The organism is Paenibacillus silvae, assembly GCF_014639235.1.
In the GTDB taxonomy this organism is placed as follows: domain Bacteria; phylum Bacillota; class Bacilli; order Paenibacillales; family Paenibacillaceae; genus Paenibacillus; species Paenibacillus silvae.
This window is the reverse complement of record NZ_BMFU01000004.1, coordinates 712,550-737,473: the sequence shown is the minus strand read 5'-3', so window position 1 is coordinate 737,473 and position 24,924 is coordinate 712,550. Positions and strand designations below refer to the sequence as shown.

The 24,924-nt window shown below is 48.3% G+C and carries 20 protein-coding genes; 3 read left to right on the top strand and 17 right to left on the bottom strand.

Features of this window, described 5'->3' with window-relative positions; genetic code table 11:
* Positions 1-204: 204 nt before the first annotated feature.
* On the top strand, positions 205-1,056 hold the full coding sequence (tgl, locus tag IEW26_RS17745) for a spore coat transglutaminase TGL (RefSeq protein WP_188593286.1): 852 nt from the start codon (positions 205-207) through the stop codon (positions 1,054-1,056).
* An 18-nt stretch (positions 1,057-1,074) separates the two neighbouring features.
* Here tgl and infC read toward each other — a convergent pair whose 3' ends face one another.
* The 16 genes from infC to IEW26_RS17665 form a co-directional block, all read right to left on the bottom strand.
* Entirely contained in the window at positions 1,075-1,566 is a 492-nt protein-coding gene (gene infC, locus IEW26_RS17740; protein WP_145403738.1) for a translation initiation factor IF-3, read from the bottom strand.
* 111 nt (positions 1,567-1,677) lie between these two features.
* Positions 1,678-2,610 carry a manganese-dependent inorganic pyrophosphatase gene (locus tag IEW26_RS17735; RefSeq protein WP_111270799.1) on the bottom strand — a complete coding sequence of 311 codons (933 nt, stop codon included), beginning with the start codon at positions 2,608-2,610 and terminating at the stop codon, positions 1,678-1,680.
* A gap of 163 nt (positions 2,611-2,773) precedes the next feature.
* The gene (locus IEW26_RS17730; RefSeq protein WP_184186802.1) at positions 2,774-3,097 is read right to left on the bottom strand and encodes a (2Fe-2S) ferredoxin domain-containing protein; all 324 of its coding nucleotides are present in this window, start codon (positions 3,095-3,097) and stop codon (positions 2,774-2,776) included.
* Positions 3,098-3,206: 109 nt separating this feature from the next.
* Complete coding sequence (locus tag IEW26_RS17725; RefSeq protein WP_229729906.1) at positions 3,207-4,040, bottom strand: metallophosphoesterase family protein; 834 nt, start codon at positions 4,038-4,040, stop codon at positions 3,207-3,209.
* A 40-nt stretch (positions 4,041-4,080) separates the two neighbouring features.
* Positions 4,081-5,088, bottom strand: coding sequence for an LLM class flavin-dependent oxidoreductase (locus IEW26_RS17720; RefSeq protein WP_188593285.1), 1,008 nt, complete (start codon positions 5,086-5,088; stop codon positions 4,081-4,083).
* A 243-nt stretch (positions 5,089-5,331) separates the two neighbouring features.
* Complete coding sequence (locus tag IEW26_RS17715) at positions 5,332-7,281, bottom strand: LTA synthase family protein (protein ID WP_188593284.1); 1,950 nt, start codon at positions 7,279-7,281, stop codon at positions 5,332-5,334.
* 127 nt (positions 7,282-7,408) lie between these two features.
* Positions 7,409-9,556 carry a putative PEP-binding protein gene (locus IEW26_RS17710; protein ID WP_188593283.1) on the bottom strand — a complete coding sequence of 716 codons (2,148 nt, stop codon included), beginning with the start codon at positions 9,554-9,556 and terminating at the stop codon, positions 7,409-7,411.
* Positions 9,557-9,783: 227 nt separating this feature from the next.
* Positions 9,784-11,487 carry an AraC family transcriptional regulator gene (locus tag IEW26_RS17705; protein WP_229729905.1) on the bottom strand — a complete coding sequence of 568 codons (1,704 nt, stop codon included), beginning with the start codon at positions 11,485-11,487 and terminating at the stop codon, positions 9,784-9,786.
* A 109-nt stretch (positions 11,488-11,596) separates the two neighbouring features.
* Positions 11,597-12,583, bottom strand: a complete 987-nt coding sequence (locus IEW26_RS17700; protein WP_188593281.1) for an ABC transporter substrate-binding protein — start codon at positions 12,581-12,583, stop codon at positions 11,597-11,599.
* A gap of 187 nt (positions 12,584-12,770) precedes the next feature.
* Positions 12,771-13,145 (bottom strand): immunity protein PIM1 family protein, encoded by a 375-nt coding sequence (locus IEW26_RS17695; protein ID WP_188593280.1) that lies wholly within the window; start codon positions 13,143-13,145, stop codon positions 12,771-12,773.
* A gap of 5 nt (positions 13,146-13,150) precedes the next feature.
* Complete coding sequence (locus IEW26_RS17690) at positions 13,151-13,831, bottom strand: 3'-5' exonuclease (protein ID WP_188593279.1); 681 nt, start codon at positions 13,829-13,831, stop codon at positions 13,151-13,153.
* 21 nt (positions 13,832-13,852) lie between these two features.
* Positions 13,853-14,431, bottom strand: coding sequence for a histidine phosphatase family protein (locus IEW26_RS17685; protein WP_188593278.1), 579 nt, complete (start codon positions 14,429-14,431; stop codon positions 13,853-13,855).
* Positions 14,428-16,626, bottom strand: a complete 2,199-nt coding sequence (locus tag IEW26_RS17680) for a class I SAM-dependent methyltransferase (protein WP_188593277.1) — start codon at positions 16,624-16,626, stop codon at positions 14,428-14,430. The genes IEW26_RS17685 and IEW26_RS17680 overlap by 4 nt, the downstream gene beginning before the upstream one ends.
* Before the next feature lie 46 nt (positions 16,627-16,672).
* Positions 16,673-17,518, bottom strand: a complete 846-nt coding sequence (locus IEW26_RS17675; protein WP_188593276.1) for a phosphotransferase family protein — start codon at positions 17,516-17,518, stop codon at positions 16,673-16,675.
* 102 nt (positions 17,519-17,620) lie between these two features.
* Positions 17,621-18,211 carry a GNAT family N-acetyltransferase gene (locus IEW26_RS17670; RefSeq protein ID WP_188593275.1) on the bottom strand — a complete coding sequence of 197 codons (591 nt, stop codon included), beginning with the start codon at positions 18,209-18,211 and terminating at the stop codon, positions 17,621-17,623.
* A 181-nt stretch (positions 18,212-18,392) separates the two neighbouring features.
* Positions 18,393-19,271 (bottom strand): helix-turn-helix domain-containing protein, encoded by an 879-nt coding sequence (locus IEW26_RS17665; RefSeq protein ID WP_111270812.1) that lies wholly within the window; start codon positions 19,269-19,271, stop codon positions 18,393-18,395.
* A 126-nt stretch (positions 19,272-19,397) separates the two neighbouring features.
* On the opposite strand from IEW26_RS17665, the gene IEW26_RS17660 reads away from it, so the two are divergent.
* Both IEW26_RS17660 and IEW26_RS17655 read left to right on the top strand, forming a co-directional pair.
* A complete protein-coding gene (locus IEW26_RS17660) occupies positions 19,398-20,687 on the top strand; it encodes a Gfo/Idh/MocA family oxidoreductase (RefSeq protein ID WP_188593274.1) in 1,290 nt (429 codons plus the stop codon).
* Between the two features lie 222 nt (positions 20,688-20,909).
* Positions 20,910-21,335, top strand: coding sequence for a hypothetical protein (locus IEW26_RS17655; RefSeq protein WP_188593273.1), 426 nt, complete (start codon positions 20,910-20,912; stop codon positions 21,333-21,335).
* Positions 21,336-21,521: 186 nt separating this feature from the next.
* Here IEW26_RS17655 and IEW26_RS17650 read toward each other — a convergent pair whose 3' ends face one another.
* Positions 21,522-24,701, bottom strand: a complete 3,180-nt coding sequence (locus tag IEW26_RS17650) for a bifunctional cytochrome P450/NADPH--P450 reductase (protein WP_188593272.1) — start codon at positions 24,699-24,701, stop codon at positions 21,522-21,524.
* Positions 24,702-24,924: the final 223 nt, after the last annotated feature.

The following is a 24,924-nucleotide window of genomic DNA, read 5'->3' as shown; positions in this document are numbered from 1 at the left end:
CCCTTTGATAAGAAGATAAAATGTTATTCGTATGAACAGATCAATTTGAACATAACTTTATCTATAAGAGAGTAGTACCCCAAATACCACGAACATTAAACCGAAACCGATATAAAAAAATCTTGCAGCACTCGACATGTTCACATTTAACCTCACTCCTGCCGTATTAACAAAAGTAAGTTAAGAACGGAGGTTTTTTGCCCCATGATTATTGTTGCTAATCAAGCAGTTCAATTATCACCCTCTGAGTGGTCAGCCTTCGAATGGTATTGGTTACAGCAGCTTCAAAACCGGCCGGAACGATACGTATATCAATCTATGGAGCATCTGCACTTTGAATGGCATTTAAGGGAATCTCTCGTCAATGCAGCTGAAGGACTGGATCGGAGCGGAGTCAGCTTCGCCTCCTTCGAGAATTCCAGGTGTAATCCTGTGTTCTGGAATCGGAATGCCGAGGGTGGGTTTGAGCTTCGACCGGATGTAACACCTGCAAACGGGATCAGAGATATATGGAACAACGGGCATTTATACGCATTTGAATGTGCAACTGCCGCCGTCATTGTACTGTATGGAGGAGTGCTTGGAAGCATCCGTGAGGACGCCTTTAATTCTTTATTTCGTAACCTCCTGCTGTTTGACTGGCATTATGACAGTGATCTTCGTTTGATCGAAAAAAATGGCAAGGAAACGGCCCTGCCTGGAGATGTGCTGTATTTCAAAAATCCCGACGTATCTCCCGCAACACCTGAATGGCAGGGTGAAAATACGATTATGCTGCGGGAGAACTGGTATTACGGACATGGAATCGGCATTGCAAGCGGTGAGCAGATTATTCAAACCTTGAATCAGTTCCGCTTTCCGGGCAGCCGGGTATCTGCATATTTAATGGATATGGTTATTTATCCCGACTTTCTGTATTTATCCCGCTATGCCAAAAACAGCTCCGCTGACAATCCGGATGCCTCCTCTCCCGTGCTGCCCGGTCAACTATATGTGAGAGTAGGCGGTCGTCGGTATTTGCGTATCCCGAGTTCGTACCCTTTTGCAAGCGTTTAGCGATTAAATCGAGCTCCTTCAGCTAACCGGATCAAGCTGCACAACCACTTGTTTTCCGCTGACCTGAATACCCGTCGTCTTGCTTCCAACATCTTTAAGTGCTTTGCAAAGCTCTTCAGCCCAGGCTTTGCCTGCTTCGCCCTCTTTGACACCATGAACCTGAATAACAAACTTCACGGAATCTCCCTTTTTCAGAATACGCTCTGCCTGTGACTGCTTAACATCACGGTCATGGTCCTCCATCTGGAGCTGCAGCCGAATTTCCTTTACTTTGCGTTTGTCCGGGGATTTGCTCGCCTGTTTCTTCGCCTGCTGTGCTTCCTCACGCGCCGCACCGGCTCCGATTAGCTTGCAGGGCGGCGGGCTGCTCATCAGGGACGTGCATACGAGATCTACTTTATGTTGTTTAGCCAGCGCCAGTGCCTCCCGTGTGGACATGACACCCAGATCTTCTCCATTCAGACCCGTGAGCTGTACCTCGGCTGCCTTGATTTTTTCATTTTTAATAATCTGAGCCATAGTTGCTTCCTCCTTGACATGAAAAGCCTGTCCTGATCGATGAAAGATCAGAGCAGGCTTCATTATTGTGCTGTTTGTTATCAATTATACTGCTTTTTCGAATTACAGTGTGTTGAACGCTTCCGTCAGCACAGGTACAATCTGCGATTTGCGGGATACAACACCTTTCAGCAGTGCTTTGTTGTCTGCCAGTGTTACGTTGTACGCTTTCTCTACCGCTTGGGTGGATGCTCCGTAAGCCAGGGCAACAGAGTCATTGTTCAGGATATCTGTTACAACAAACAAGAACAGGTCAAGTCCTTTGCTGGAGATGATCGCTTCAATAGCCGCTTGAAGCTCTGGTTGTTTTACAAGCACGTCATTGACGTCAACGGCATTTACCTGCGCGATTTCAACCTTGGCTGTACCCATAGCGAATTCCTTCGCATCCAGAGAGATCAATTCAGCAATTGTTTTCTGACTCAGATCCGCTCCGGCTTTCAGCATGTCCAGACCGTAGCTGTCAGCATCTACACCAGCAATCGCTGCCAGCTCACGCGCGGCTGCAACGTCCTGCTCTGTGCAAGTCGGGGATTTGAACAGCAAGGAATCGGAAATGATAGCCGACAGCATCAGGCCCGCGATTGGTGCGCTGATCTCCACGCCGTTTTCTTTGTACATTTTATTCAGAATCGTTGCCGTACAGCCTACAGGCTCCGCACGGAAATACAAAGGCTGGCTTGTCTCGAAATTCGCAATGCGGTGGTGATCGATAACCTCAACAACCGTTACGTCTTCAATATCACTTACGCTTTGCTGACGTTCGTTGTGGTCCACCAGAATGACTTTGTTTACTTCGTTCGCTGCTGTTTTGATCAAGCGTGGTGCTGCAACCTTGAATTGATCCAGCGCATATTGGGTTTCACCGTTCACTTCGCCCAGACGAACCGCTTCAACGTCCTGTCCCAATTTGCTTTTCAGGTCTGCATAAGCAATCGCTGAACAGATCGTGTCTGTATCCGGGTTTTTGTGGCCGAAAATTAATGCTTTTTCCATATTCATTGCCCTCCGTCAATTCGAATTTAAGTTCAATTCTAGTCTATATTAAATCATACCTTACTGATTATAGCGCTTATACGTCTTAATTCCAATCCCTTTACAGCGAATTAATTACATGTCATGCAAAGGGCGGCCTTATAATTAAAATGCACCATGCCAGCTAGTTAGCAGAGGTTTTGGCTACGTTAGCAATCAGATGTTTGTCCAGTTTGTCCCCATTACACAGAGCCTGCACGAGTTCCCGGCCTGATTCCGGCGTCATTTTACCATACCAGTCTCCCTGCGGATATACGATCGTTACACACCCGTCGTCACAGCGGCCATTACATTTGGTGCGCGTTGTATGAATAAATCCTCCAGCCTGCTGTTTCGCGATTTCGTCCCGCACCGCCTGAGTAACCTCTTCCCCCTCATTACGCATGCATGTTCCGCCGTTACAGAGTAAAATATGGTGCTGCAAGTGATCCAGATTATAAATAGCCAAGCTCGCTTCATTCCCCTCACATCAATATAATATGTATCCTGATAGATTACACAGACAACATGTATAACACTATAAATTAGCACATTAATCCAGGTTCGTGCAATGATATTTACAGTTCATTTTCAGGCTTTGGAGCCTGTTGTCCTTTTTTCACATAAAAAGTCTCGATCCTGCCCTCTTCGTCAATCTGCAGCAGATTCAACTGTGCGCCATAGGCACAGCCGCCGTCGATCCCTATTTTGTCTCCTCGCGGGTCCATCCACACTCCATGCTCATCATGCAGGTTCATGACAGGTGTATGTCCAAAAATAACCACTTCCTGAAGATTTGTCGGCCTAGTGTAAAAAGGTTCACGAATCCAGATAAAATCCCGTTCAGACTGGCTTCTCCAATCGGCTTCATCCGGGTTAATCCCGGCATGTACAAAAATGTAACCCGGGATCTCATACGACAGCGGAAGCTTGTCCAGAAAGTGCAGATGTTCACTGTAATGAGAGCGCATCCATTCTTTATCCTGAGCATAAGCCTGCCAATCCATCTGTTCCGGGTCGTAAGACACCTGCAGATAACTGGCCAGCGTCTGCAAGCCCCCATTGCGAATCCAGTGCAGATCATACTCCTGCACGTCATGCTGCAGAGCCTTAACCATCATGGCATCATGATTGCCTTTAAGTACAACGATCCCGTGCTCCTGCCTCAGCTGCATAATCTGTTCAATGACCTGCTTGCTCTTTGGACCTCGATCCACATAGTCACCCAGTAAAATCAACTCATCCTGCGAAGGATCATAACCAGCCTGCTCAAGCAATGCATTGAATTCATCATAACAGCCGTGAATGTCACTTATAACACATCTGCGCAAGGTAATCTCCTCTCTCTCTGAAGCAGCCAAAAAATAAAAACGGGAATGCTGCTGATCTGCCCAGAACAAAACAAGCAGCATTCCATTCTATCATTAATATACCATTCCCGCTCTGACCCTGTTACTCCTGCTTGAGTCCGAACGCTTCTGCAATCAGGCTGAACGAGCGCAGACGTGCTTCAAACGAATGAATGGCCGATGCAATAATGACTTCATCGGCTTCGTGGCGTTCAGCCATAGCGATAATTTTTTCCTTCACCTGATCCGGTGTACCGATGATGGAGAAGGAACGGCGCTGCCTAATCTGCTCCAGCTCCATCGCTGTATAAGGGTAATTTTTCACCGTCTCCAGCGAAGGGAACGAGCGCTGCTCCAGTCCCCGCCCAAGGCGCAGGAAAAACAGTTCATTGCTGCGGGCCAGCTCGGCCGCCTCTTCTTCGGTTTCTGCACAGAAGGCCGATACCGCAATCATGCTATGCGGCTTGTCGTTCAGAATCGAAGGTTTGAAGTGACGGCGATAATGCTTCATTGCTTCCTCACCACCCGGAGTTCCAAAGAACTGGGCAAAAGCATACGCTGTACCTTGTGCCGCGGCAATTCTTGCCCCTTCCGAGCTGGAACCGAGCAGCCATACCTCGGGAACGGTGGAAACGGAAGGACCGGCTACAAGAGAAGTAAACCGATGGTCTTCGGGCAGCTGCTCATGGAAATAACCGCCAAGGTCAGCAATCTGCTGCGGGAAAAGGTGTATATTGGAGGCTTTGCCTTCATTCAGCGCCCGACTGGCGAGTGGCATGCCTCCCGGCGCCCGTCCGATGCCGAGATCAATCCGGCCCGGATGCAGGGCTTCCAGCAGACGAAAATTCTCGGCTACCTTATACGCACTGTAATGCGGCAGCATCACGCCTCCTGAGCCTACCCGAATACGTTCCGTATGAGCAGCCACATGTGCGATCATAACCTCCGGGCTGGAGAAGGACAATGCTCCGCCGCCGTGATGCTCTGACATCCAGAATCGGGAATATCCCAGCTGCTCGGCATGTCGTGCCAACGTAACAGCCTCCTGCAAGGCGTCCTGTACCTGACGTCCCTCACTGATGTGTCCATGCTCCAATACGCTCAGTTTCATATATATTCATTCCTCTCGCTCGTGAAGTATGTCGTCTTTATTTTTCTTACTTGTTCATTGTAACATTAAAAATTACAGTTTCAAACGTTATGGCTCTTCATGCCAGTTGAAAAAAGAGATATGCACAAACAATTCAAAGAAAGAATTCCGGCATTCCTTTGTGCTAAAAACATAAAAAACGCTGCCAGCGTTTATGCTGGCAGCGTTCGAAACGCTCGCTTGCTGATCCTACCGTTCATTCCCTTATGGTGTTCGTTTCGGCAGCAGCTTCACATACTCGTCAGAGAGCTTCATCAGATTCAGCACATGTTCATAGTCTGAACGGTATGGCTCCAGATCTGTCACCTGCTCAAACGTTTTAAGCGAGTAAGCTGTCCCGTCATCAAAGCCTGCACCAGGGATAAACATGATGTCATTGTTGACAAACGAGCCTGTTGGCAAGTAATAACGAATACCAAATGCATTATGATCCATATTCAGCAGGTCATGCCCGAATGCAGTGAAGTTTTCCTGCTTCAGCGAGACGCCCATCAGGTTCATTACTGTGGGTAAGATATCAAGCTGACCACCCGGCTGCTCTATCACTTGCCCCTTCGTTTGCTTAGGAGTGTGAATCATCAGCGGAATGTTGAAGCGGCTTACTTTACCGTCATACGGGATATTGAGATTAGCCTGAATCTGTTGCGTAATTTCCTCCTCTTCAGGTAAGCCGAAGTGATCTCCGTATAGGACAAGAGTTGTGTTGTCCCACAAACCATTTGCCTTCAATTCCTGAATGAGCTGACCAACCGCATAATCGGTATAATTGATCGCTTGCAGATAATCATGCAGAAGTTTATTGGTAATCGTCGCGGGAATTTCAATTCGCGCGCGGTCTGCTGGCACGGTAAACGGCGAATGGCTCGAGGCCGTAATAAACTGGGCATAGAACGGCTGGCTCGCAGCCTGATGCGCAGTCATTTTTTCCACACCGACCCGATATAACTCTTCGTCCGATGGACCAAAATCGTTAAATTTGTCATTGGTGAAGCTTGGTTTATCAAAGTAACGTGTAAAACCAAGGGCAGGATACATTTTGTTACGATTCCAGAAGGTCACGTCGTTTACGTGAAACGTCTCGGATTCATACCCTTCCTTGGCAAGCAGCTTGGGCAAGCTAGGAAGATCACGATCACTATACCCCGCTGACATCGGCACAACCCCCGTAGGATAGATCGATGTGTTCGACATGAACTCCGCATCCGATGTATTGCCTTGCCCGATCTGTTGGAAGAAATGATTAAAATAATAGCTTTCTTTCGCAAGATTGTTTAAAACTGGCGTTAATGCCTGACCATTCAGCGAAGCGTTAATCGGAAAGTTCTGAAAGGACTCCAGCTGAAGCACAATCAGATTGCTGCCTTTGGCCTGGCCGAAATATTTTGCTTTTACGGCTGCACCGTTCTTTGCTTTGTCCTGATAAGGGTACTTGCTTACCAGTTCATTGATTTTGGCAATCGTTTCGTTAATGTTACCGTTAGCGATCGCTTCATTTTCCTTGCTTGTCAGAATAGCCGAGGATACCTGGTAGTTCAGAAAACCGAGATTTTCGGCTCGCACCAGCTCGTTGTCAATCGTTTCTCCTTTGACGATAAAGCTGCCTGAGCAGATAATACAGAAGGCCGCGGTAAGTGCAACTCCAAGCTTGCCCCAATAGCTGCTGCGTTTTCTGCCAAATGTCAGATGGCTGTCGCTATAACTGCTGTGATATGCATTGCTGCGTCTAATGCGTCGGCGTCTGATCCACCAGATCGGCACAGCAAGAATGATATCTGCAAAAAACAAAAAGTGTGTCGGCCGAACCAACGGCCCTATACTTCCTCTCACCTGCGCAACCTGCCCCAGCTCGCTAAGAGCGGTATAGGTAGGAACCGAACTGAAATGTGCGTTATAAAGTGTCGCTGCAAACAGGATTAGCGAAAAGAGCACGTTAAATATCGCGTACACCGTGCGTTTCCAGCTGAGCGGCACAATGAGGTCAAGCACACACACAATGGTGAGCGCAGCAAGTGCATCTGTTAACAGCCCCAAGCCCGACAGTCCGTTGAAAAAGAAATACCGCAGAAGCGATAACTTCAGCAGCATTAAAATAAACAAAACGGCGAATAAGGCCCGTGATGACGTCTGCCCGCTTTTTTTAGTCGATGTAAACATGGTCGATTTCAACCCTTATCTGAAATATTTTACGTTCATTTTACAAAACGCATATTTCAGTATAACAGTTTTCGGGGTACTGTTCCATTAAGGTCCACATTGGATCAGTGTTTTTTAAAATGAAGATTTAGGCAATGGTTGATATATCCTCATCCTCGCTAGTATTTTGTTTCTCTTTTACCTGTCGGATCACCGCCTGTGCTGCTGCAACCCGGGCCCATGGTATGTGCTCTGGTCTGACGCATACTGCGTCAAGTCCGATTTGCTGAATCAATGCCATCGACTGCACGTCTCTGCTATGCTCACCTGATATGACCGTTTTCAGATGCGGCTTGCGCAATCGGCTCTGAGCCACCGCGTGTTCAACCAAACGACCAACGCCTTCGATATCAAGTTTCCGTAAAGGGGCGGGCTCCGTCTGCAACATCGTTGCGTAATCCTCCTGCTGCTGCTCCGCTCCCTCAGGCATGTAGCTCGGAGTCGTTTCGCTCAACTCATCTCCGGCAAACAAAATAAGATCCGCGTATCTCGCAATCTGTGACGCTGTCAATGCCGCTCTTGGTGAGGAAATTACAGCGCCTACCTTATATATGCAGTGCCTCCTCTCCTCACCAAGCACCTGTACTGCCACATGATCTGCCAGTTCTCTTATGTCCTGCATCTTCTGTGCATGCTCGACATGCGGAATGAGAATCTCGGGACGTACCCATAACCCTTCACGAATGCATCGTACAGCCGCCCGGAAAACAGCTTCAAGCTGCATTTCATACAATTCAAATAGATCAATGTGCAACTGGTCGCCATGCTGATCTCCCTCACCTCGACCTGGAACCTGCTCGAAGCGAGAAAAATCAAACAATTGAATCGCTGCCGGACGACCGTTCATGGCTTCAAAAAGAACTTCCAGGTCGGACTGCTGCATCGGCAGCAATCGTTCCAGACCACGCCTGCGTTCTTCTTCCGTATTTGCCAGCATCATCTTCTGCACAAAAGGTTTTCTATGTGGAGACATGAACATCGCATCGGTTACACACAAGCCAATTCCGTCGGCCCCCCAGGCCTTAACCTGCAAGGCATCAGCCGTTTCTTCCACTTTTGCGAGAATCGATATATCTTTTATTTCATCAGCCCATTCCAGCAGCCGTTTCATTTCCGGTATTTCCTGTTTCATGCCCTCCGCTACATGGTCTGATCTCATTTGTAGAATAGCATGTTTTGGTTGAATTACTCCCTCAATCACAAGGTCTACTGCACTCTTGATCGCAGCAGCCGGACTTAACAACGCGGACCGAATATGCTCTAAACAGATGGATACCGAATCTACCGTATAGGTGATCTCCAGCACTGTCCCTGTTCGTTTCTCCAATTCTGTGCAGATCATTTCAAGCTCTGTATACCGTTCTGAATCATGCCGTTTCAAATAAGAGAGCGCGTGCAGCATGCCCGACTGGCTTTCAGCTGGCAAGTAGTCTCCTATTATGCCTCTTTCTCCCGTTGCCGGGTTACGTGTATATACGCTGCCTTTACCTTTCAAATCGCTATATTTACCTTGACTGACTGCATGTATAAACACGGGCCAAGCTGTAGGCTCCGGTTGTGATGTTAAAATCTCAACGGAACTTTCCTTCTGATTGGAAAAAGACAACCCTTGTTTCGATTTGGAAAAAGACACCCCATGTATCGCTGCTTGAAGCTGCAGCCGCACATCCTGCGGAAACGGATGGCCACTCTTCTTCTGAATTAACTGTTTCCACTCGGCAATGGACCATTCGAGCTCCGCTTCTCCAGAAGAACGCTGGACATCAATAGGCTGCACTGTGGCTGGATAGGCGATGCCATACTTGATGTGCCCATAGTGCTGTATTTCAGTCAGGTAACATTGAAGCGCATACACCCGATTGCCTGTCTGACGGGCAAAACCTTCCACCGTATCGTCATTCAAGCCGACATATGGGATGACACATGCTTCAGCCGTAGCTGGAGCAACCAATGAATCTGCCTGTACATGAAGCAGCAGCGGATGGTCTGTATGGCCAAAAAGCTTGCCCGTTTGCTGCTCCAATTGCCTGATAGCATTGCCTATTTCCCCGTTCATCTCATCCGAAAGCTCTCCAGGACGGGCACAGCATGCACGGCAGCTATCTGTCGTCACGACCATTCCCGTGGGAACAGACCATCCTGCTTCCCTTAGCGCTGCAAGAGCAGCTCCGATACTAGGAGTTATCCCTTTCATCTCTGCCGTACCGTCCTCTAACAGCATTACCCGTTTTATCATTGCAGCTCTCCTGTCTGCCGTCCGTGGCTGTGAATGATTGGCAGCTTCACTTATGCATATCTGCCTTCTCTCTAATGTTATGTTGCACAGCCAGCGTCAAGGACTATCGGTTCAGGTTTTTGTCTGCGTAATTCATTATTTTTGTAAAAATCAAATCTTCATTAAAAAGAATAAACAAAAAGCTCCCTCAGCCAACGCTGAAAGAGCCTGAATTAAGCCTGCGTGCTTTACCCCATAAACCGCAGTATATCGTCGATTTTCTTGTTGTGTGAGAGCACACCGTAATTCATCCATGACATAAAATCTACCTCATAAACGTTGCCGCGCCTCACTGCAGGAAGCTGCTTCCATTCCTGTCTGTCCAGCAGACGGCGTTCCTCTCCGAAATCACATGAATTACGTGTATCAAAGGTAATTAAAAGATGATCAGCATCCAGCTGGTTTAACTGCTCCAGCCCAATGCTCACTCCGCGCTTACCCCGTGTCCACTTCTGCACATATGGATGCGGGCGGAGGCCAAGGTCTTGATAGATGATTGGCCCAACATAACCGCATTCATCACCATACAGCGTGATCTCGGAAGCAGAGACTCGAAGGAAAGCAACCGTTTCCTTACGCAGTCGGTCATGCAGATGTCTTCTCGCTCTTGAAACCTTGTGTTCATACGTTTCAATAACGTCCTGCACCCGGTTAGTTCTGCCAAGAATGTCCGCCGTTGCTTTCAGGATTGTACGCCAGTCCTCTCCGTCATGATTTACATAATAAACGGGGGCAACCTGTTCAAGGCGATCCAGATTCCACGTCTTATATCCCATGTCCAGCATAATGAATTCGGGGGTATGTTCTGCATGAAAACCAGCATCCAGCTGACTTACGTCAAATTCAGGTACATCATCCAGCTGCAAATAACGCTGTCTCCCCCAAGCACGATGTGAGCCCTGAATGATCGGCTTGATTCCCAACGCCAGCAGAAAATCCTCCAGATAAGGAGCAAACACACGCACTTCCTGCCGATGATTGCGGCGGTATACACCAGGTGAAACACCCGTGTACTGTTTGAAACGACGGCTGAAATAATATTCATTGCTGAAGCCCACACGACTCGCAATCTCATGCAAGCGATCAGCGGTTACTTGTAAAAGCTGCTTGGATCGCTCCAGTCGAACCCGGTTCACATAGTCGAGTGGAAGCTGTCCCGTCGATCTCTTGAAATGGCGTGTATAACTTGCTCTGGAAAGACCAGCGCGTGAAGCCAGTTCATCCACTGTAATCATTTGATCATAGTGTGCATCAATGTAATGAACGGTTTCCTGTAGAGAAAGGCGATCATTATGCACCTCAAGCCCGGCATCATTTTGACGAACCATATCCCGGAACCACTGTTGAAACCGAATCTGTACATCCCATTTTTCATAACAATCTGAAGAGAATTGCTGACGGTATAGCTGCTCTATATACTCCAGACATGCACTCCATGGCACATAAGCAAACGTCTTGACCATTGGAATGCTTGCAGTGCTCAGTGTGGGACCAGCATCTGAATCAACATTGGCACTAACATTGGGGTTAACAACATCATGTTGTTCCCAAGCATTCTCACCCGGCTCCGGATGTCTACGATACTTGTCAGCCATGTTTTGCATATCGATCTTGTACAATTTCAATGCCAACTCTGCCCCAGAATCAGCTCTTACAGAGAACTCCACATCTTCTGGCCCCGCTGCTATATAGACAGAACCCGGATCTATGCTTGTTTTATCATCCTTGTACTCCAGAACGCCTTTTCCTTGAATGACAACGATAAACGAATAAATGTCGTCTGCATTCCAGGCATACTTTGCATACGTATTCGATGAAAATTCAATATGTTGTATCGCTTGCAGGGAAAAGAGCCAAGGTGTGTTTGTCATGTGTAACAATGGCGAGTGCATGTTTATTCATCTTCCTCATTTGAGAATAGTTATCATTTAGTTGAGTGTAAACGAAAAAAGAAAGCTCTTCAATATAAACTGAAGAACTTCCTTAGCCAGAACGTTTCTTTTATGGTGTCATCTTACTCAACAGATCATCGATCTTCATCGAGTTTGCAATAACTGCTCCTGACTGCCAGTGGGATCTTTCCATGAAATACACCTGTTTGTTTTTGACTGCAGGAAGGGACTGCCACAGTTTTCCGTCCAATATATGAACAGCCTCCTGGTTTTCTTTGGAATCCCAGGTTCCATTGGAAGGAAACACAATGATATGATCGGCATCGAGACTCGGAATGGCTTCTTCGGACAGAATTTCCTGAGATTCCTGCATATCCCGAGCCAGCGGATGAGGTGTCAGCCCAAGATCAGAATAGATGAAGCCTGTATACCTGTTCTTGGCTCCGAATAATGCCAGCCCTTTATCCGCAACATTAAGCCTTACAACAGCAACGGTTTCATTTCCAATGGAAGTATGCAATGCATTTTTGGCATCTGCAATTTTTTGTTTAAACTGCTCGCTAAATGCTTTGCCTTTCTCTGGCTGCCCTACGACATCAGCAACGGTTGCCAGGACTTGATTGGAGTCCTCAAGAACCTTTTCCGGTATACGATAGGTGGGTGCCACCTTTTTGTATAGTTCGTATTGTGCAGCATCTACCCCGCCATCCACAATAATCAGGTCTGGATTGTATTCCAGCAGTGCTTCTACACTTCCTGTGATATCAAACTGGGGCACATCCAGGTTGAGATAATCCTGTACTCCCCACATGGGATGATACCACTGCACAATCGGAGTGATATCCAGAGCTTTGAGATAGTCCTCTACGTATATGCCTGCAATTCGCTGAGGATGGACCGGAATCGTAACTTCCCCGTATTCATCCTGAACCACGCGAGTCTCCGCATTCGTCGGTTGCGCTTCCGTACTGCTGTTGCTGCCATCCCCCTGTTGATTAGCAGGTGAAGCTGTATTTGCTCCGCACCCGGATAACACCAATCCTGCGATCAGCAGCAGAAGTAACCACCCTTGAATATTGTAACTTAGCCTTGCCATAATGCCCTTCCCCCTATATCTAATCTGTTTTCGTGCTTATGAGAATGGTTTAATTTATAATGATAATCATTCTCATGTAACGTGATAGGTGAATTGTACATGAAGTTGGCATCAGCACACAATACACATTTGAAGCCTCTTTTTTATACAAATACAGCAGAGGGATGAAACAAAACAACCCCTGGTATCAACCCAGGGGCAGCTTTCCTTGACGATAACTTCCTAACAATTGCTTCACAAAATCATTCTGTTCGTGCTTCTGCAGCAAATAACAGCCGATCAGCCCAAAGTCATCGCTAACATACCCCGCCAGCTCCGGCTCACCTGTCAACGTAATCGTGCGTTTAAATGCTGTCTCTCGAATACTCCGCAGCACCTCTTGCTCGGCCACAGCCGAATCACCCGCATATCGTTCATAAGCCTGCATCCATTCGTCTGCAAAGGAAGGTTCATCACGTTCATCCAGATACGCATCTACATCCAGCCCTTTGAAGTTCTGATCATCAAGCAGATGTCCATCCTTCAATTCCGCGAGCAGGGTGTGTACATCGTCTCTTTTCATGCTGTTCAATCTCCTTTCTCTTTTGTCAGATACATCTCCGGTATGACAAAACGTTTCATTCGTTTTCCTGAATCCGCTGTAAAATGATCTACACCACGCTGCTCATATTCCTCCAGTACACATTCGAAAATCCGGGCAATGATCCCGCAATCCTCCAGTGCATCATGTCTATGAATGCCTTCTGTATTGAGATTGTAATAATGAATAAGAAAATCTGTAGATACCACATCCGTTACCTCGGGATGAATATAAGTGAACATTGCTTTCGTATCCAGCACTTTATTCGTGAACATCTTTAAGCCAAACTGCTTGCAATGACGCTCCAGCATGGGCAGATCATATTCATATCCCGCATGAGTCACCAGCACCTGATCCCCGATAAAACTGCAAAATTGCTTATATACCTCATCAAAATGTGGCGCCTGCAGCATCGCTTCGTTCTTGATGCCTGTAAGCTTCTCTACTGCTTCCGGTATCGGTTTGCACGCCCGAACCAGAGAAGCAAAGCTTGCCTTATCGGCCGCTTCTCCCCTTTTGTAATACATCGCACCAAACTGCGTCACACTCTCCACAGCTATATCGATCCCGGTTCCTTCCAGATCAAATATACAGTACGTCCTGTCTTGAAGCGGTTTTACACTAAGGCCTTCGACTGTATATGTATCCGATTCAAATGTAATTTTCATATGAGCTGCTCCATTCTGTCATCATTTCCACATTCGAGCAATCCGCAGCATGTGGTGATTCCTATCCAGATCCAGTCTGTATATATCCGGCATCGTTGTGCTTTCCCAGAATTCGAACCCGTAAGCCGGGTCAAAATGCTGGAAAATAAGGGTCATCACATCCCCATGTGTACCGATCACAATGCTCTCTCCTGCATGCTTCTGCACAATTCGTTCTATTACGCTTATTGCTCTTGTCCGCGCTTGTTGTCCTGATTCTCCACCTGGAAAAGCAAACGAAGCGTCAAGGTACAAACGCCGTTTGGCTTCATGAAAATGCTCATGTTTCACATGAGGGCCTGACAGCGTTCGCTCACGTAAATCCTCCTCCACGCACACCGTTTTCCCGCAGAACTCAGCCCAAATCTGGATGGTCTGCACAGCTCTGAGATATGGACTGGAGTAAAAAATGTCTACAGCTTCTTGCTGCATGAGATTGGCAATTTTCCGGGCATCCAGACACCCCTGTTCCGTCAGCCCGCGCTCACGCTCCATGTCCTCGACGTATCGGGATTCCGCATGTCTTACAAAATATAGACGTGTGTGAGCTTCCTGGCTCATGCACGTATCCTTCCCTTCTTCTCAATCACAATCAGACAGGTGCTGTCCGGCAAGGACACAGGCTCACCGTGCTCATCCATGATCATGATCCGCTCTGCCAACGCCTCGGTATAGCCATCTTGCAGAAAATGACGCAGCATCAAAATATCTGCTTCTTCGCCCAGCGTCTCCCGGATGCACTGCTCATAAGCTTGCGGTGTAAATATGCCGAACTGCTCCTGAATCTCGTGCACATAAGCCTCCTCACCCCAGGTATACGTGTACAGGAACTCCATTGCATCATTAATCGGGAGCATAACCTCATGATCCGACAGACGTTCATACGTAATCACACGGCCTTTGAAATCCGCAGCATAACGTTCCAGCCATTGCATGCCATCCGGCTCCAGAAAACGAATACGCCGTTTCAATGACTCCGGCTCACTCATAATGCCGTCCCTAATAAGAATTCTTCCCCCCGGAGAAAGCACTTGAAAAGCACTGCGCAGCGCAGCGGCCACCGTATCTGTATTAAATCTGTGTCCGTCCCGCTCAATATATGAATATAACTCATGCAGAATCGAGGAAAAAATGACCGTATCTACCGTGCCAGCCTCGACATATTGATCCAGTTGCAGGGCATCCCCCTTCATTACATGCCAGCGATGGGATTCCAGCTGCTTCTTACGTTCCAGCGCTTCAATTACATTGGACGAAATATCAATGCCGATCGGCTCCACCTCGGGCTTTTCCTGTTCAATCAGATCCAGCAAAACACCCCCGCCTGGACCGATGTCAAGCACACGTTTGCCAACAATATAGTCGATCAGCACCTTCTTGTAATCCCCCGAGCTGTTCATATCTGCAAGATAAGTTTCCTCATTGTGGAAACGGTCGTATGCATCCCGGCGCAGCCCGAACAGGTCAAATAACAACAGCACAGCCTGCTCATACAATGGAGATTTCTCAGCTTCGATACAGAACGCAATCAGTTTTTCTGCGGCAGGTGAGAATTCAAACGTCACAAACAGCGTATCCGGCACGTCCGGGTATCGTTCAATGCGATGTTTGAGATGCGGATAAGGCAGCTGCTGCCCCATAATGAGCTGTTCCCACGAATACTGCTCCAAATATTTTTCAATCATGCGTTTCTTGTAAATATTCAGCTTTTTGACACCCTTATAGTCGTAATACATCGTGTTCATTAACGTCTCAAAGCTGATATGATGAATTGAAGTCGCAGAACAATCTTCATCTTGCTGCTCTATCTGTTTGCTCTCCGTGATTTCCGCTTTCTTCGCGTTCCCCGTATTTATCGTGTGCTTCATATTTCCCTGGTTCCATTCTTCACTGTGAAGTGCCAGCATGAACACTTTGACCATCTCTTCCAGCGAAAAATCCCGCATGGCTGACTCGACGTACCACAGGGTACGCGAAGCAAGAGGTTCTAACTGCTGCTCTACAGCAATTTGCTTTCCAAGCTCGGCATACGTTTTGTCCATAGCTTCACCATGCCTGATCGAGCCGCTTCTCAGGCGGGACAAACGCTCCTTCACAGTCCAATCCCTGTGCTCCGCTCCATCCACAATCCAGCCTATGATTTGCTGCACCTCGTCCCGAACCTGGCCCCACAGCTCTTCATGCACCCCTGCAATGATGCATTCGTTCAAGGCCATCAATATTTCACGCAGTTCACCATCGGTAACCCAGCCTTCGGCAGTCAGTGAGCGCAGAGGCAGGTTCTCCACAAATGGAATCTCGCCTCGAATATACTGTCCAATAAGTCCATGCGTTGCAATCAGGATGCGAATGATCTCATGTCTTGGTGTCCGGATCGCAGATGCTGCATACAGCTCGTATAACTGGGCTGAGCCAATATTATGTACAAACAGGTTAATGCCCTGCTGCTGCCAAGCTCTGCGCTGTTCCAACGAACCACCCTTCGCTGTCTCCGACCAGGCCAGCACCTCCTCGAGCAGCTCACGGATCCAAAAGGAAAGCCGAAGTCCCTCCAGTATCTGAAGTGTGCGCTCCGTGTAATCCATGACCGCATTGGTGTGCTCAAGCTCAGCCATCGAGTGAACACGCTCCAGATTAATGCGCGGCTTCTCTGCCGCTGCCAGCAGCTGCAGCCACTGCGGCTCGGCTGTTATATGCTGCTGTGTATCTTTTGATTTAGATTTGTACATTTGGATTGCTTTTAGCGCGTGCAGCATGAAGCCTCACCTCTTTATCTCATGATGTTGTTGATATTAGAGTTGTTTATATTGATTCGGGCAGCGGCCGTAATCGGGTTCGCACAAATTCAAGCAACTGCGCGGCTTCCGAGGGCGGCAGACTTTCATCCAGCCGTGCCGCTGCTACAGGCAGCATCCAGGCTTCGATCTGTTCACGAGTGATTCCTGAAAGAGCAATATACCGCTCTAAATAATGCTGCAGCATGATGCTGCGGGCCCGATCGAATGCTTCCCGAATGGCTGGTGCTTCATCATCCGGCAGATTGCCGCTCATTAATATTACCCACGTTCGGGCCACATCACCCGCAGGATCACCCGTCATACCTGTCATCCAATCAATGATACAATACTGCTCACCGTCTCTGGCAAGCATGATATTATCAGGATGATAGTCACCATGACAGATATAACTCATTTCAGGCAAGCGGGACAAGTAGTTGATCAGGTAATCCCGTTCACGTTCAGAGAAGCTGGACACCCGCTGGATGGCATGCTTCAGCATATTTTTCTGCGCAGGCATTGTACTGCTCCCATCCTGTAACCTGTGGAGTCGGTAATGATAGCCCGCCATGCGGGATGAGAGCTGCTCCAGCTCTGCGGGCTGCTGCATCATTAAGGATAACAGCGTCGAGCCTTCAAAACGTTCAAACACAACGCCCAGACGTGAATCTTTTTCCAGCAGCTGCACTGCACGGGGTACAGGGAGCCCTTTCTCATAGACCCGTTGGCTAATACGAAATTCAGTTTCTACGGCTTCCCTTGAAAAACCTGGACGATATAACTTCAGCAGCAGATTATCCGCATACGGATAAATCTCCGCTGTTCTTCCTTGACCCATGCATTCCAATTCATTGTCCTCCTGACGTTCCATTCAATTGATTCCCCTGAGTAAGAACCTATGGTCCTGATCTTGTTTATTCTGCATGGTCACAATATCACACCCACTTAGATTTTCCTCTATACTTCTTTCTTTTTATTTAAACTCACTGCCTCTGACTTTGGCAAAAACCATCATATCCACCCATGCACCTGTGCGATCCTGCTTGACCTTGCGCAAAATCCCTTCAAGCGTGTACCCTGCCCGTTCAGCCACCTTTGCACTGCGGACATTTCGGGAGTCACAGCGAATTTCGAGCCGATTGGCCTGCAGATGCATGATCGCAAATTGTTCGATTCCCCGCACCGCCTCTGTGACTAACCCTTCACCCGAGCGCGAAGTTCGCACCCAGTAGCCAATCTCGAAGCAGCGCACATTCCAGTCAATCCGATGCAAACCACTGCAGCCAATAAACTCATCCGAAGCTTGATCCCGCAACTGGAGCATCAGGTCACTGCGGTCCATAAATTTCAATCTGGCTTTGCGTACAACGATTTCGGACTCTTCTATTGAAGGAATATTCTCGGCAAAGGGCATCCAGGGTCGCAATTGCTCGGCACTTTCCCGAATGGCTTCATTCATCTCTTTGCCGTCTCCCCACCGCGGAGCACGAATGGTCAGCCTTTCCGTCTGAATACTCTCGGGAAAGTCCAGCATAATCGAATTAATTGCCCCCTTATCTGTCATCAGAACTTACGCCTCCATCCTAACTCCTGCAGTCTGGCATCGATTCTACTCATAAACAGCATTCCATCTCCTTTATGTACAATTAAATAAAATACATCCTGACATGATTATATAATGCGATGTATAACATGAAAGTTGTTTGCACAATGCACCAAAACTTGATATACCCCTGGTTTTGATTTTATTTTCCTGACCCCATACCGCTCTTGAACTCCTGCCTGTACGCTCTGGGCGACAACTGCACGATACGCTTGAACACCTTGCCGAAATGTGAAAAATTCCCGAATCCCGCAAGCAGGGCGATGTCTGTGACGGATTGCTCCGTTTCACGCAGCAGACGCTGAGCCTCCTTTACCCGCAGCAAATTCAAATAATCGCTGAAGGTGAAACCCGTCGTTTGTTTGAACAGTCGGCTGAGATAATGTGGACTGATTCGAAACCGGGCAGCGGTCTCCGGCAATGTCAATGCCGCAGCATAATGGTCATTCAGATAGCGGACTACGGTCTGGATCTTCGGGTGAAGAACAGGGTCCTGCTCACTCATATGTATACGGCCCAAGTGACGGTAGCGATACGTATGAAGCAGCAGCTCTAGCGTCCTGTGACGAAGCACCATGCTCGTACCCTCATCAGGATGACGCATCTCCTTCAGTATTTCGGTCACAATTCCCTCAGTCACCTTCGCGCTCTGAGCGGGCAGCCTGACAATCGGCACATCCCAGCGAAACGGCTCTGTCAGTGCATCTGTCAATGCTGATTCAACGGCCATTGCGGCAAACAACTCAGGCTTCACATACAGAACAATCCGTTCATGGTCAGGCATGCCGCTTTCAAGTGTTTTATGCACCGTGTTGCGATCGACAAACACCAGATCACCTGCCTTCACCCGATAAGAGCGATCCTTGATAAAATAAATACGTTCACCTGACAGCAGGTAATAAAGCTCATAATGGTCATGAAAATGATCGTCCGTCATGGAAAAATACCCGATACGACGATCGTATTCCATATGTAAATAACCCGTTTCATCCCGGTATTCCGCACGAATGGCTTCTGTCATATTCGGTCTCTCCTTTGCCACAATTATAGCAAAATATGCGGTGTTTGAAAGCGGTTACGCAAAAAATGCGGCGAAAGAAGTGTTCCTTTGTTATAGGCTAGACCTATATTCAAGGAGGCGATATGCGTGGGTAACAAGAAACGATATGTATTGGTCGGTACTGGCGGCCGGGCTGAATTTTTCTATGGAGCCTTGACCCGGGATTTCAGCGAAACTTCCGAGCTCGTCGGCTTTTGCGATATTAATCAGGTTCGTATGAATTATGCCAATCAGCTGCTGCGAGAAAAGTATAACTACCCTGAAGTGCCAACATACACGGCAGATCAGTTCGATCAGATGATTGAACAAGAGAAGCCCGACTACGTCATTGTTACCAGCGTAGACCGGACGCATCACAAGTACATTATTCGTGCGATGGAACTGGGCTGTGACGTTGTTACCGAGAAACCGATGACCATTGACGAAGAGAAATGCCAGGAGATTCTGGACGCCGTTAAACGTACAGGACAGCATGTACGCGTAACCTTTAACTATCGTTATGCACCGCATCACACCAAAATCCGGGAGCTTATTCTGAACGATACGATTGGAAAAGTAACCTCCGTGCACTTCGAGTGGCTGCTGAATACCCGCCACGGCGCAGATTATTTCCGGCGCTGGCACCGGGACAAGCGCAATAGCGGCGGTCTGCTGGTGCACAAATCCACTCACCACTTTGACCTGGTGAACTTCTGGATCGGTTCGCAGCCTGAGACGGTATTTGCCTTCGGAGATCTGATGTTCTACGGCAGAGAAAACGCCGAGGATCGCGGCGTGACTCAATTTTATAATCGTGCAACAGGCAACCCGCTTGCGCAGGAAGACCCGTTCGCCCTGCATCTGGATTCGGATGCACATCTGAAATCGATGTATCTGGATGCCGAAACCGAGGACGGATATCAGCGGGATCAAAGTGTATTCGGAGATGGCATCAACATTGAAGATACGATGGGTGTGCTTGTCAAGTATCGCAACAAAGCCATTCTGACTTACTCCCTTGTCGCTTACCAGCCATGGGAAGGTTATCACATCGCCATCAACGGCACAAAAGGCCGGTTGGAGATGAACATTGTAGAACAGTCCTACGTCAACTCGCTGGGTGACAAGAGTAAGGAAGGGGCATTAATCGGCAAAACACTACGTGTGCTTCCCATGTTCGGTGCTCCTTATGAAGTTGAAGTGGAGGAAAAGGAAGGCGGTCACGGCGGCGGTGATCCTGTGCTGCTGAACGACCTGTTTGGTGAGCCGGCAGAAGATCCATTCCATCGCGCGGCAGATCACGTGGACGGCGCCCGTTCGATTTTGACAGGTATTGCAGCCAATCGTGCAATTGCAACCGGTCTTCCGGTCAAGGTAGATACGCTCGTTCAATTTTAGTCTCGTTACGTGTCTTTGAGACCTGATTATCTGAACCTGAACAAAGGTGCAAGCTTTAGAGAGGTTTTATCTCTAGCTTGCACCTTTTCTTATTCGTTTTTCCTTATTCACTTTTTCCAAGCTCAATATAAACAGAGCACTACGAACATGGGCTGTCAATTGCTCACCTTCCTCCCCTGTTCATTCATATACTAGCTATAAATGATGAACGGAGGATGACTTATGAGCTGGCATCATCTTCGTACAGGCAAAACCCTTCAACAGCGCTTGGCCCAATTCCAGGGGCATATCGCTGAACTGAACACCCCGCGATCCGGTCTGGAGCCTGGACGCATTCAGAAGGTATTCCCGCGTAATTTTATCAAAGTAAATCATCAATTATTTATTCCGCTGAGCCTGAATTCCATTCGTGTATTCGATATACCGCGCACGCGGAGAGGTGAAAGAGTAGGGATTCGTACGACCTTCCCTTCCCGCAACGCGTTCCGGAATATCAGACTGGTGGGTGTGGGAATTGACTATATCGAGCTGCAGGGCAAAGGCAGAGTCCCTTCCCGCATTCTGTTTCCACTCTCCAGTGTGGAGTCGATCTATCGCCCCTTCCGACGAAGCTATAAGCTGAAACGTACTTGTATCCGCCAACGTTAGAGCAGGTATCCTTTTCCAAGCTCAATTGAAACGGCTCCAGCAAAAAGCGGTGGGAACCGGTTCATTCCAGTTCCCACCGCGTGGCATGCCACCTGTCGTTAATATGCCACGATCATGGATCATTTTATCGTGACAACACACCACCTGACCTCCGTCAGTTACCTCTCAACACACCCGTATCTCCGCTCAGTTGCCTGCCCACACATCCTTGGCATAACGGCCCTGCTCCTCCAGCTGCTCAAACCAGACCTGTGCCTCTTCAGAAGTTTTGCCTCGAACATCGGCATAAGCTTGCTTGAGTGTTGCTTCCACATCAGGAGCCATATGGCTGCCATCTCCACAGATATAGAGGTGTGCACCGCTCTCCAGCAAAGGGATCAACAGTTGAGCATCCTGCTTCATTCGATGCTGTACATAACACTTCTCTTGCCCGTCAATGCGGGAGAATGCCGTATGAAGCTGGACAAGTCCCTCTTGCTCTGCAGCTTCGAGCTCGTTTTTGTACAGGTAATCATGTTCAGGATTGCGGCAGCCAAAGTAGAGATGAGCCTCGCCAATCTTCTGCCCATGCTGCTTCATTACATATCTGGCCTGCAGGAAACCACGGAATGGCGCCACGCCGGTTCCAGGACCTACCATAATAATCGGTACCTCTGAGCGTTCTGGCAGCTGGAAGCCGGATTCAGGGGTGCGGACAAACATCACAACCTCATCACCAGCCTCCAAACCCGCCAGATAATTGGATGCTACGCCTTTATAGATGCCTTTACCGTTCCATGCAGGTGCTTGCACTACACTTACCGTGATACTCGCCTGCGTCGACTGTACCTGCGGTGAACTGGAGATGGAATAATATCTGGCCTTTAATGAAGGCAGCAATTCAAGAAAACGTTCAAACGGCAATTCACAGGCTTCATACTTTTCCAAAAAATCAAGCATGGATATACGTTTGTTACGTACTTTCTCCATATACAACGATTCATCCAGCAGCGCTTCAAGCTCCTTCTTGTGCGGAGGACAAACAGTGTAGGCGGCAAGCTCTCGCAGTTGTGCGCGCGTTGCTGCTTCCTGCAGCTCCACGCTATGACTGAGCAGATCGTACAGATTCACTGGCTGCTGTAACGGAAGATGAGCTGCACTTCGGCCTGATGCATCCAGTACCAGATGTTCCGCGCCCGTAAAACCATAGCGGCGAAGTACACGTTCCACAAGCTCAGGTGAATTTTTCGGCAGTATGCCCAGATGATCCCCTTCCTTGTATGTGATGCCCTCCGGCAGCTGAATCTCAAGATGTCTTGTACTGCGTTCGCTGCCCTCGTCATGAAGCTCTCTGTTCTCCACGATGGAAGCTGTATGAGCATTATACGTATCTACCAGTGGCGTAACAGCCATCCCGGTAACAAATTGCACGGACAGGGAGCTGCGTTCATTATTGGACCGGGTATTCAGCTTCAGCTCCAGCGTACGCGCAAGGTCTGGCCATAATTGTTCGGTCCAATCCTCCACCTGCTTCTCGAAATCACCACTGGCATCCGATTCACCAAGGGAGGAAAGCCGCTTCGCCCCGCGTGAGGACAGATGCTCATCAATCAGACGTGGAATGCGCTGATACGTGCTGGCCCAGTTATGGTCACCACAACCCAGCACTGTATACTTCACACCCTTAAAGGCGTCGCTATCCGCCTGTTCGATCCATTCTACAAACTTTTTCGCATTGCTCGGCGGCTGACCATTATACGATGCACTGACAATAACGACAGCCCCTTCTTTTGGAAGTGTGCCTACCCGTTCATCCAGGGCAGCCACTTCGCTGCGGAAGCCCTGGTACGTGGCAGTATCAGCGATTTCACGAGCAATGCCTTCCGCCGTACCCAGATTGGACCCGTACAATACAAGCAAGGGTGTATCGTGTGAGTACACAACCTGCATTTCACTCTTTTTGGCTGCTGAAGTCGATTCTTGCACCGCACCACCGCCACCAGGCACAGCCATCACTGGCTGCCCTCCACGAGCGCGCACACGAATGATGAAATGATCCGGTTTAAGCGTCAAAGATTCCTTGACATCGAGCTGATAATTCATGTGGTCAATGAAATCAAAATGCTTCAGTACCATGCCCAGCACAAGCGCTGCTTCCTGAAGGGCAAACTGCTGTCCGATACATGCACGCTGTCCGTTGCCAAACGGCTTGTAGGCGTTATGCGGTACTTTACTCGGGTCTTCGAAGCGCTCAGGCCGGAATTCCTCCACATCGTGCCCCCAGGCTTCCTTGTCCCGGTGCAATCTGGGGATCAACACGTTAACGCTGTCGCCCTTCTGCAGCGGATATTGACCTCCGAGCACTGTATCTTCCTTCGCATACAGAGAAAATGCCGGGGCTGTTGGCCACAGACGCAGCGCTTCATTCAGCACCATACGCACATACTTTAACTGCCGAACCTGATTATAGGTTGGAACCGGATCTTTCAGAATCCGATCCGCTTCGGCCTGAGCCTTTGCCAGCTTATCGGGATTTTTCATCAAATAATATACCGCAAAGGATAACAAACCGCTTGTCGTCTCATGTCCTGCAATCAGAAACGTAATGATCTGATAACGGATGTTCTCATCATCCAGCGTTTCCCCGGTTTCCGGGTCTTTACCACTGAGCATGTGGGATAGCAGATCGTCTGCATCTTCCTGCGGATGCGCCTTGCGCTCTGCAATGATGTGATCCACCAGTTCGAACATAGAGCGAATGTCCTGTTTAAATTGCTTCTTTTTGGCGAACATCAGCTTATCCTGCAAAGGCAAACGCTGCAGCGAGCTCATCGATTCATCAAGCGCACGGACCATGCTTCCAATAAAGGGATGTGGCTCTTCCCGATAAAAACTGTTAAAACGATAATTGAATCCGCACAAACCGATCGTATCCAGCGTAAGCCGAGTCATGTCCTCAGGCACATTGACCGTCTCATCCGGATTCAGTCTTGCCCACTTCTGGACAAGCTGCACAGCAAGGTCCACCATTTTCGTATGATAACCCTGCATTGCCCGCTGGCTAAAGCTGGGGAGCAGCACATTATGCGCTTTTTTCCAGTTAGGTTCATCTGTACGGCTCGTGAACAGCCCATCTCCTGCAAAAGCACGTACCTTGGCAAGCGGTGCCCATACTCTTTTATCAAATCTGGATTCATCCGAGGCTTCGGCTACATACTTCTCGCTTGAAATGTACAGCTCACTTCGCCCTGCATACTCCATTCGAAAAATAGGACCATATTCTTCTGCTAATTTGACCAGAGATTGCGTTGGCTTCTCCAGATCCAGATGGGGCAGATTACCCAGTGGACCGTACTTTTTGGGTTGAGGCACAGAAACGGATGGCATAACTCTCACTCCTTCTTTTTATCAAAAAATGTAAATGATGAGTGCTGCGACATAGCAACCTTGCGTGCATTTCCCCTTCGGCTTATAGCATGGTGACTCCCATTTTACTTGATGCATGATCAATCGTATTTCTAAAATATTACTGACAGTACCGATTGACCAAATTCGTAATCCAGTCATTTTCGAGTAAAAAAAATGGGCGTTTCTCTTTATGTATCTTTAC

Coding starts and splice junctions, on each gene's coding strand:
- IEW26_RS17685 (WP_188593278.1), bottom strand. CDS start 14,431: ATGAGCCAGGAAGCTCACACACGTCTATATTTTGTAAGACATGCGGAA.
- IEW26_RS17695 (WP_188593280.1), bottom strand. CDS start 13,145: ATGAAAAGAGACGATGTACACACCCTGCTCGCGGAATTGAAGGATGGA.
- IEW26_RS17670 (WP_188593275.1), bottom strand. CDS start 18,211: ATGACAGATAAGGGGGCAATTAATTCGATTATGCTGGACTTTCCCGAG.
- IEW26_RS17720 (WP_188593285.1), bottom strand. CDS start 5,088: ATGAAACTGAGCGTATTGGAGCATGGACACATCAGTGAGGGACGTCAG.
- IEW26_RS17680 (WP_188593277.1), bottom strand. CDS start 16,626: ATGCTGCACGCGCTAAAAGCAATCCAAATGTACAAATCTAAATCAAAA.
- IEW26_RS17710 (WP_188593283.1), bottom strand. CDS start 9,556: ATGATAAAACGGGTAATGCTGTTAGAGGACGGTACGGCAGAGATGAAA.
- tgl (WP_188593286.1), top strand. CDS start 205: ATGATTATTGTTGCTAATCAAGCAGTTCAATTATCACCCTCTGAGTGG.
- IEW26_RS17705 (WP_229729905.1), bottom strand. CDS start 11,487: ATGCACTCGCCATTGTTACACATGACAAACACACCTTGGCTCTTTTCC.
- IEW26_RS17715 (WP_188593284.1), bottom strand. CDS start 7,281: ATGTTTACATCGACTAAAAAAAGCGGGCAGACGTCATCACGGGCCTTA.
- IEW26_RS17725 (WP_229729906.1), bottom strand. CDS start 4,040: ATGCTGCTTGTTTTGTTCTGGGCAGATCAGCAGCATTCCCGTTTTTAT.
- IEW26_RS17655 (WP_188593273.1), top strand. CDS start 20,910: ATGAGCTGGCATCATCTTCGTACAGGCAAAACCCTTCAACAGCGCTTG.
- IEW26_RS17690 (WP_188593279.1), bottom strand. CDS start 13,831: ATGAAAATTACATTTGAATCGGATACATATACAGTCGAAGGCCTTAGT.
- IEW26_RS17675 (WP_188593276.1), bottom strand. CDS start 17,518: ATGGAACGTCAGGAGGACAATGAATTGGAATGCATGGGTCAAGGAAGA.
- IEW26_RS17735 (WP_111270799.1), bottom strand. CDS start 2,610: ATGGAAAAAGCATTAATTTTCGGCCACAAAAACCCGGATACAGACACG.
- IEW26_RS17650 (WP_188593272.1), bottom strand. CDS start 24,701: ATGCCATCCGTTTCTGTGCCTCAACCCAAAAAGTACGGTCCACTGGGT.
- IEW26_RS17700 (WP_188593281.1), bottom strand. CDS start 12,583: ATGGCAAGGCTAAGTTACAATATTCAAGGGTGGTTACTTCTGCTGCTG.
- IEW26_RS17665 (WP_111270812.1), bottom strand. CDS start 19,271: ATGACAGAAGCCATTCGTGCGGAATACCGGGATGAAACGGGTTATTTA.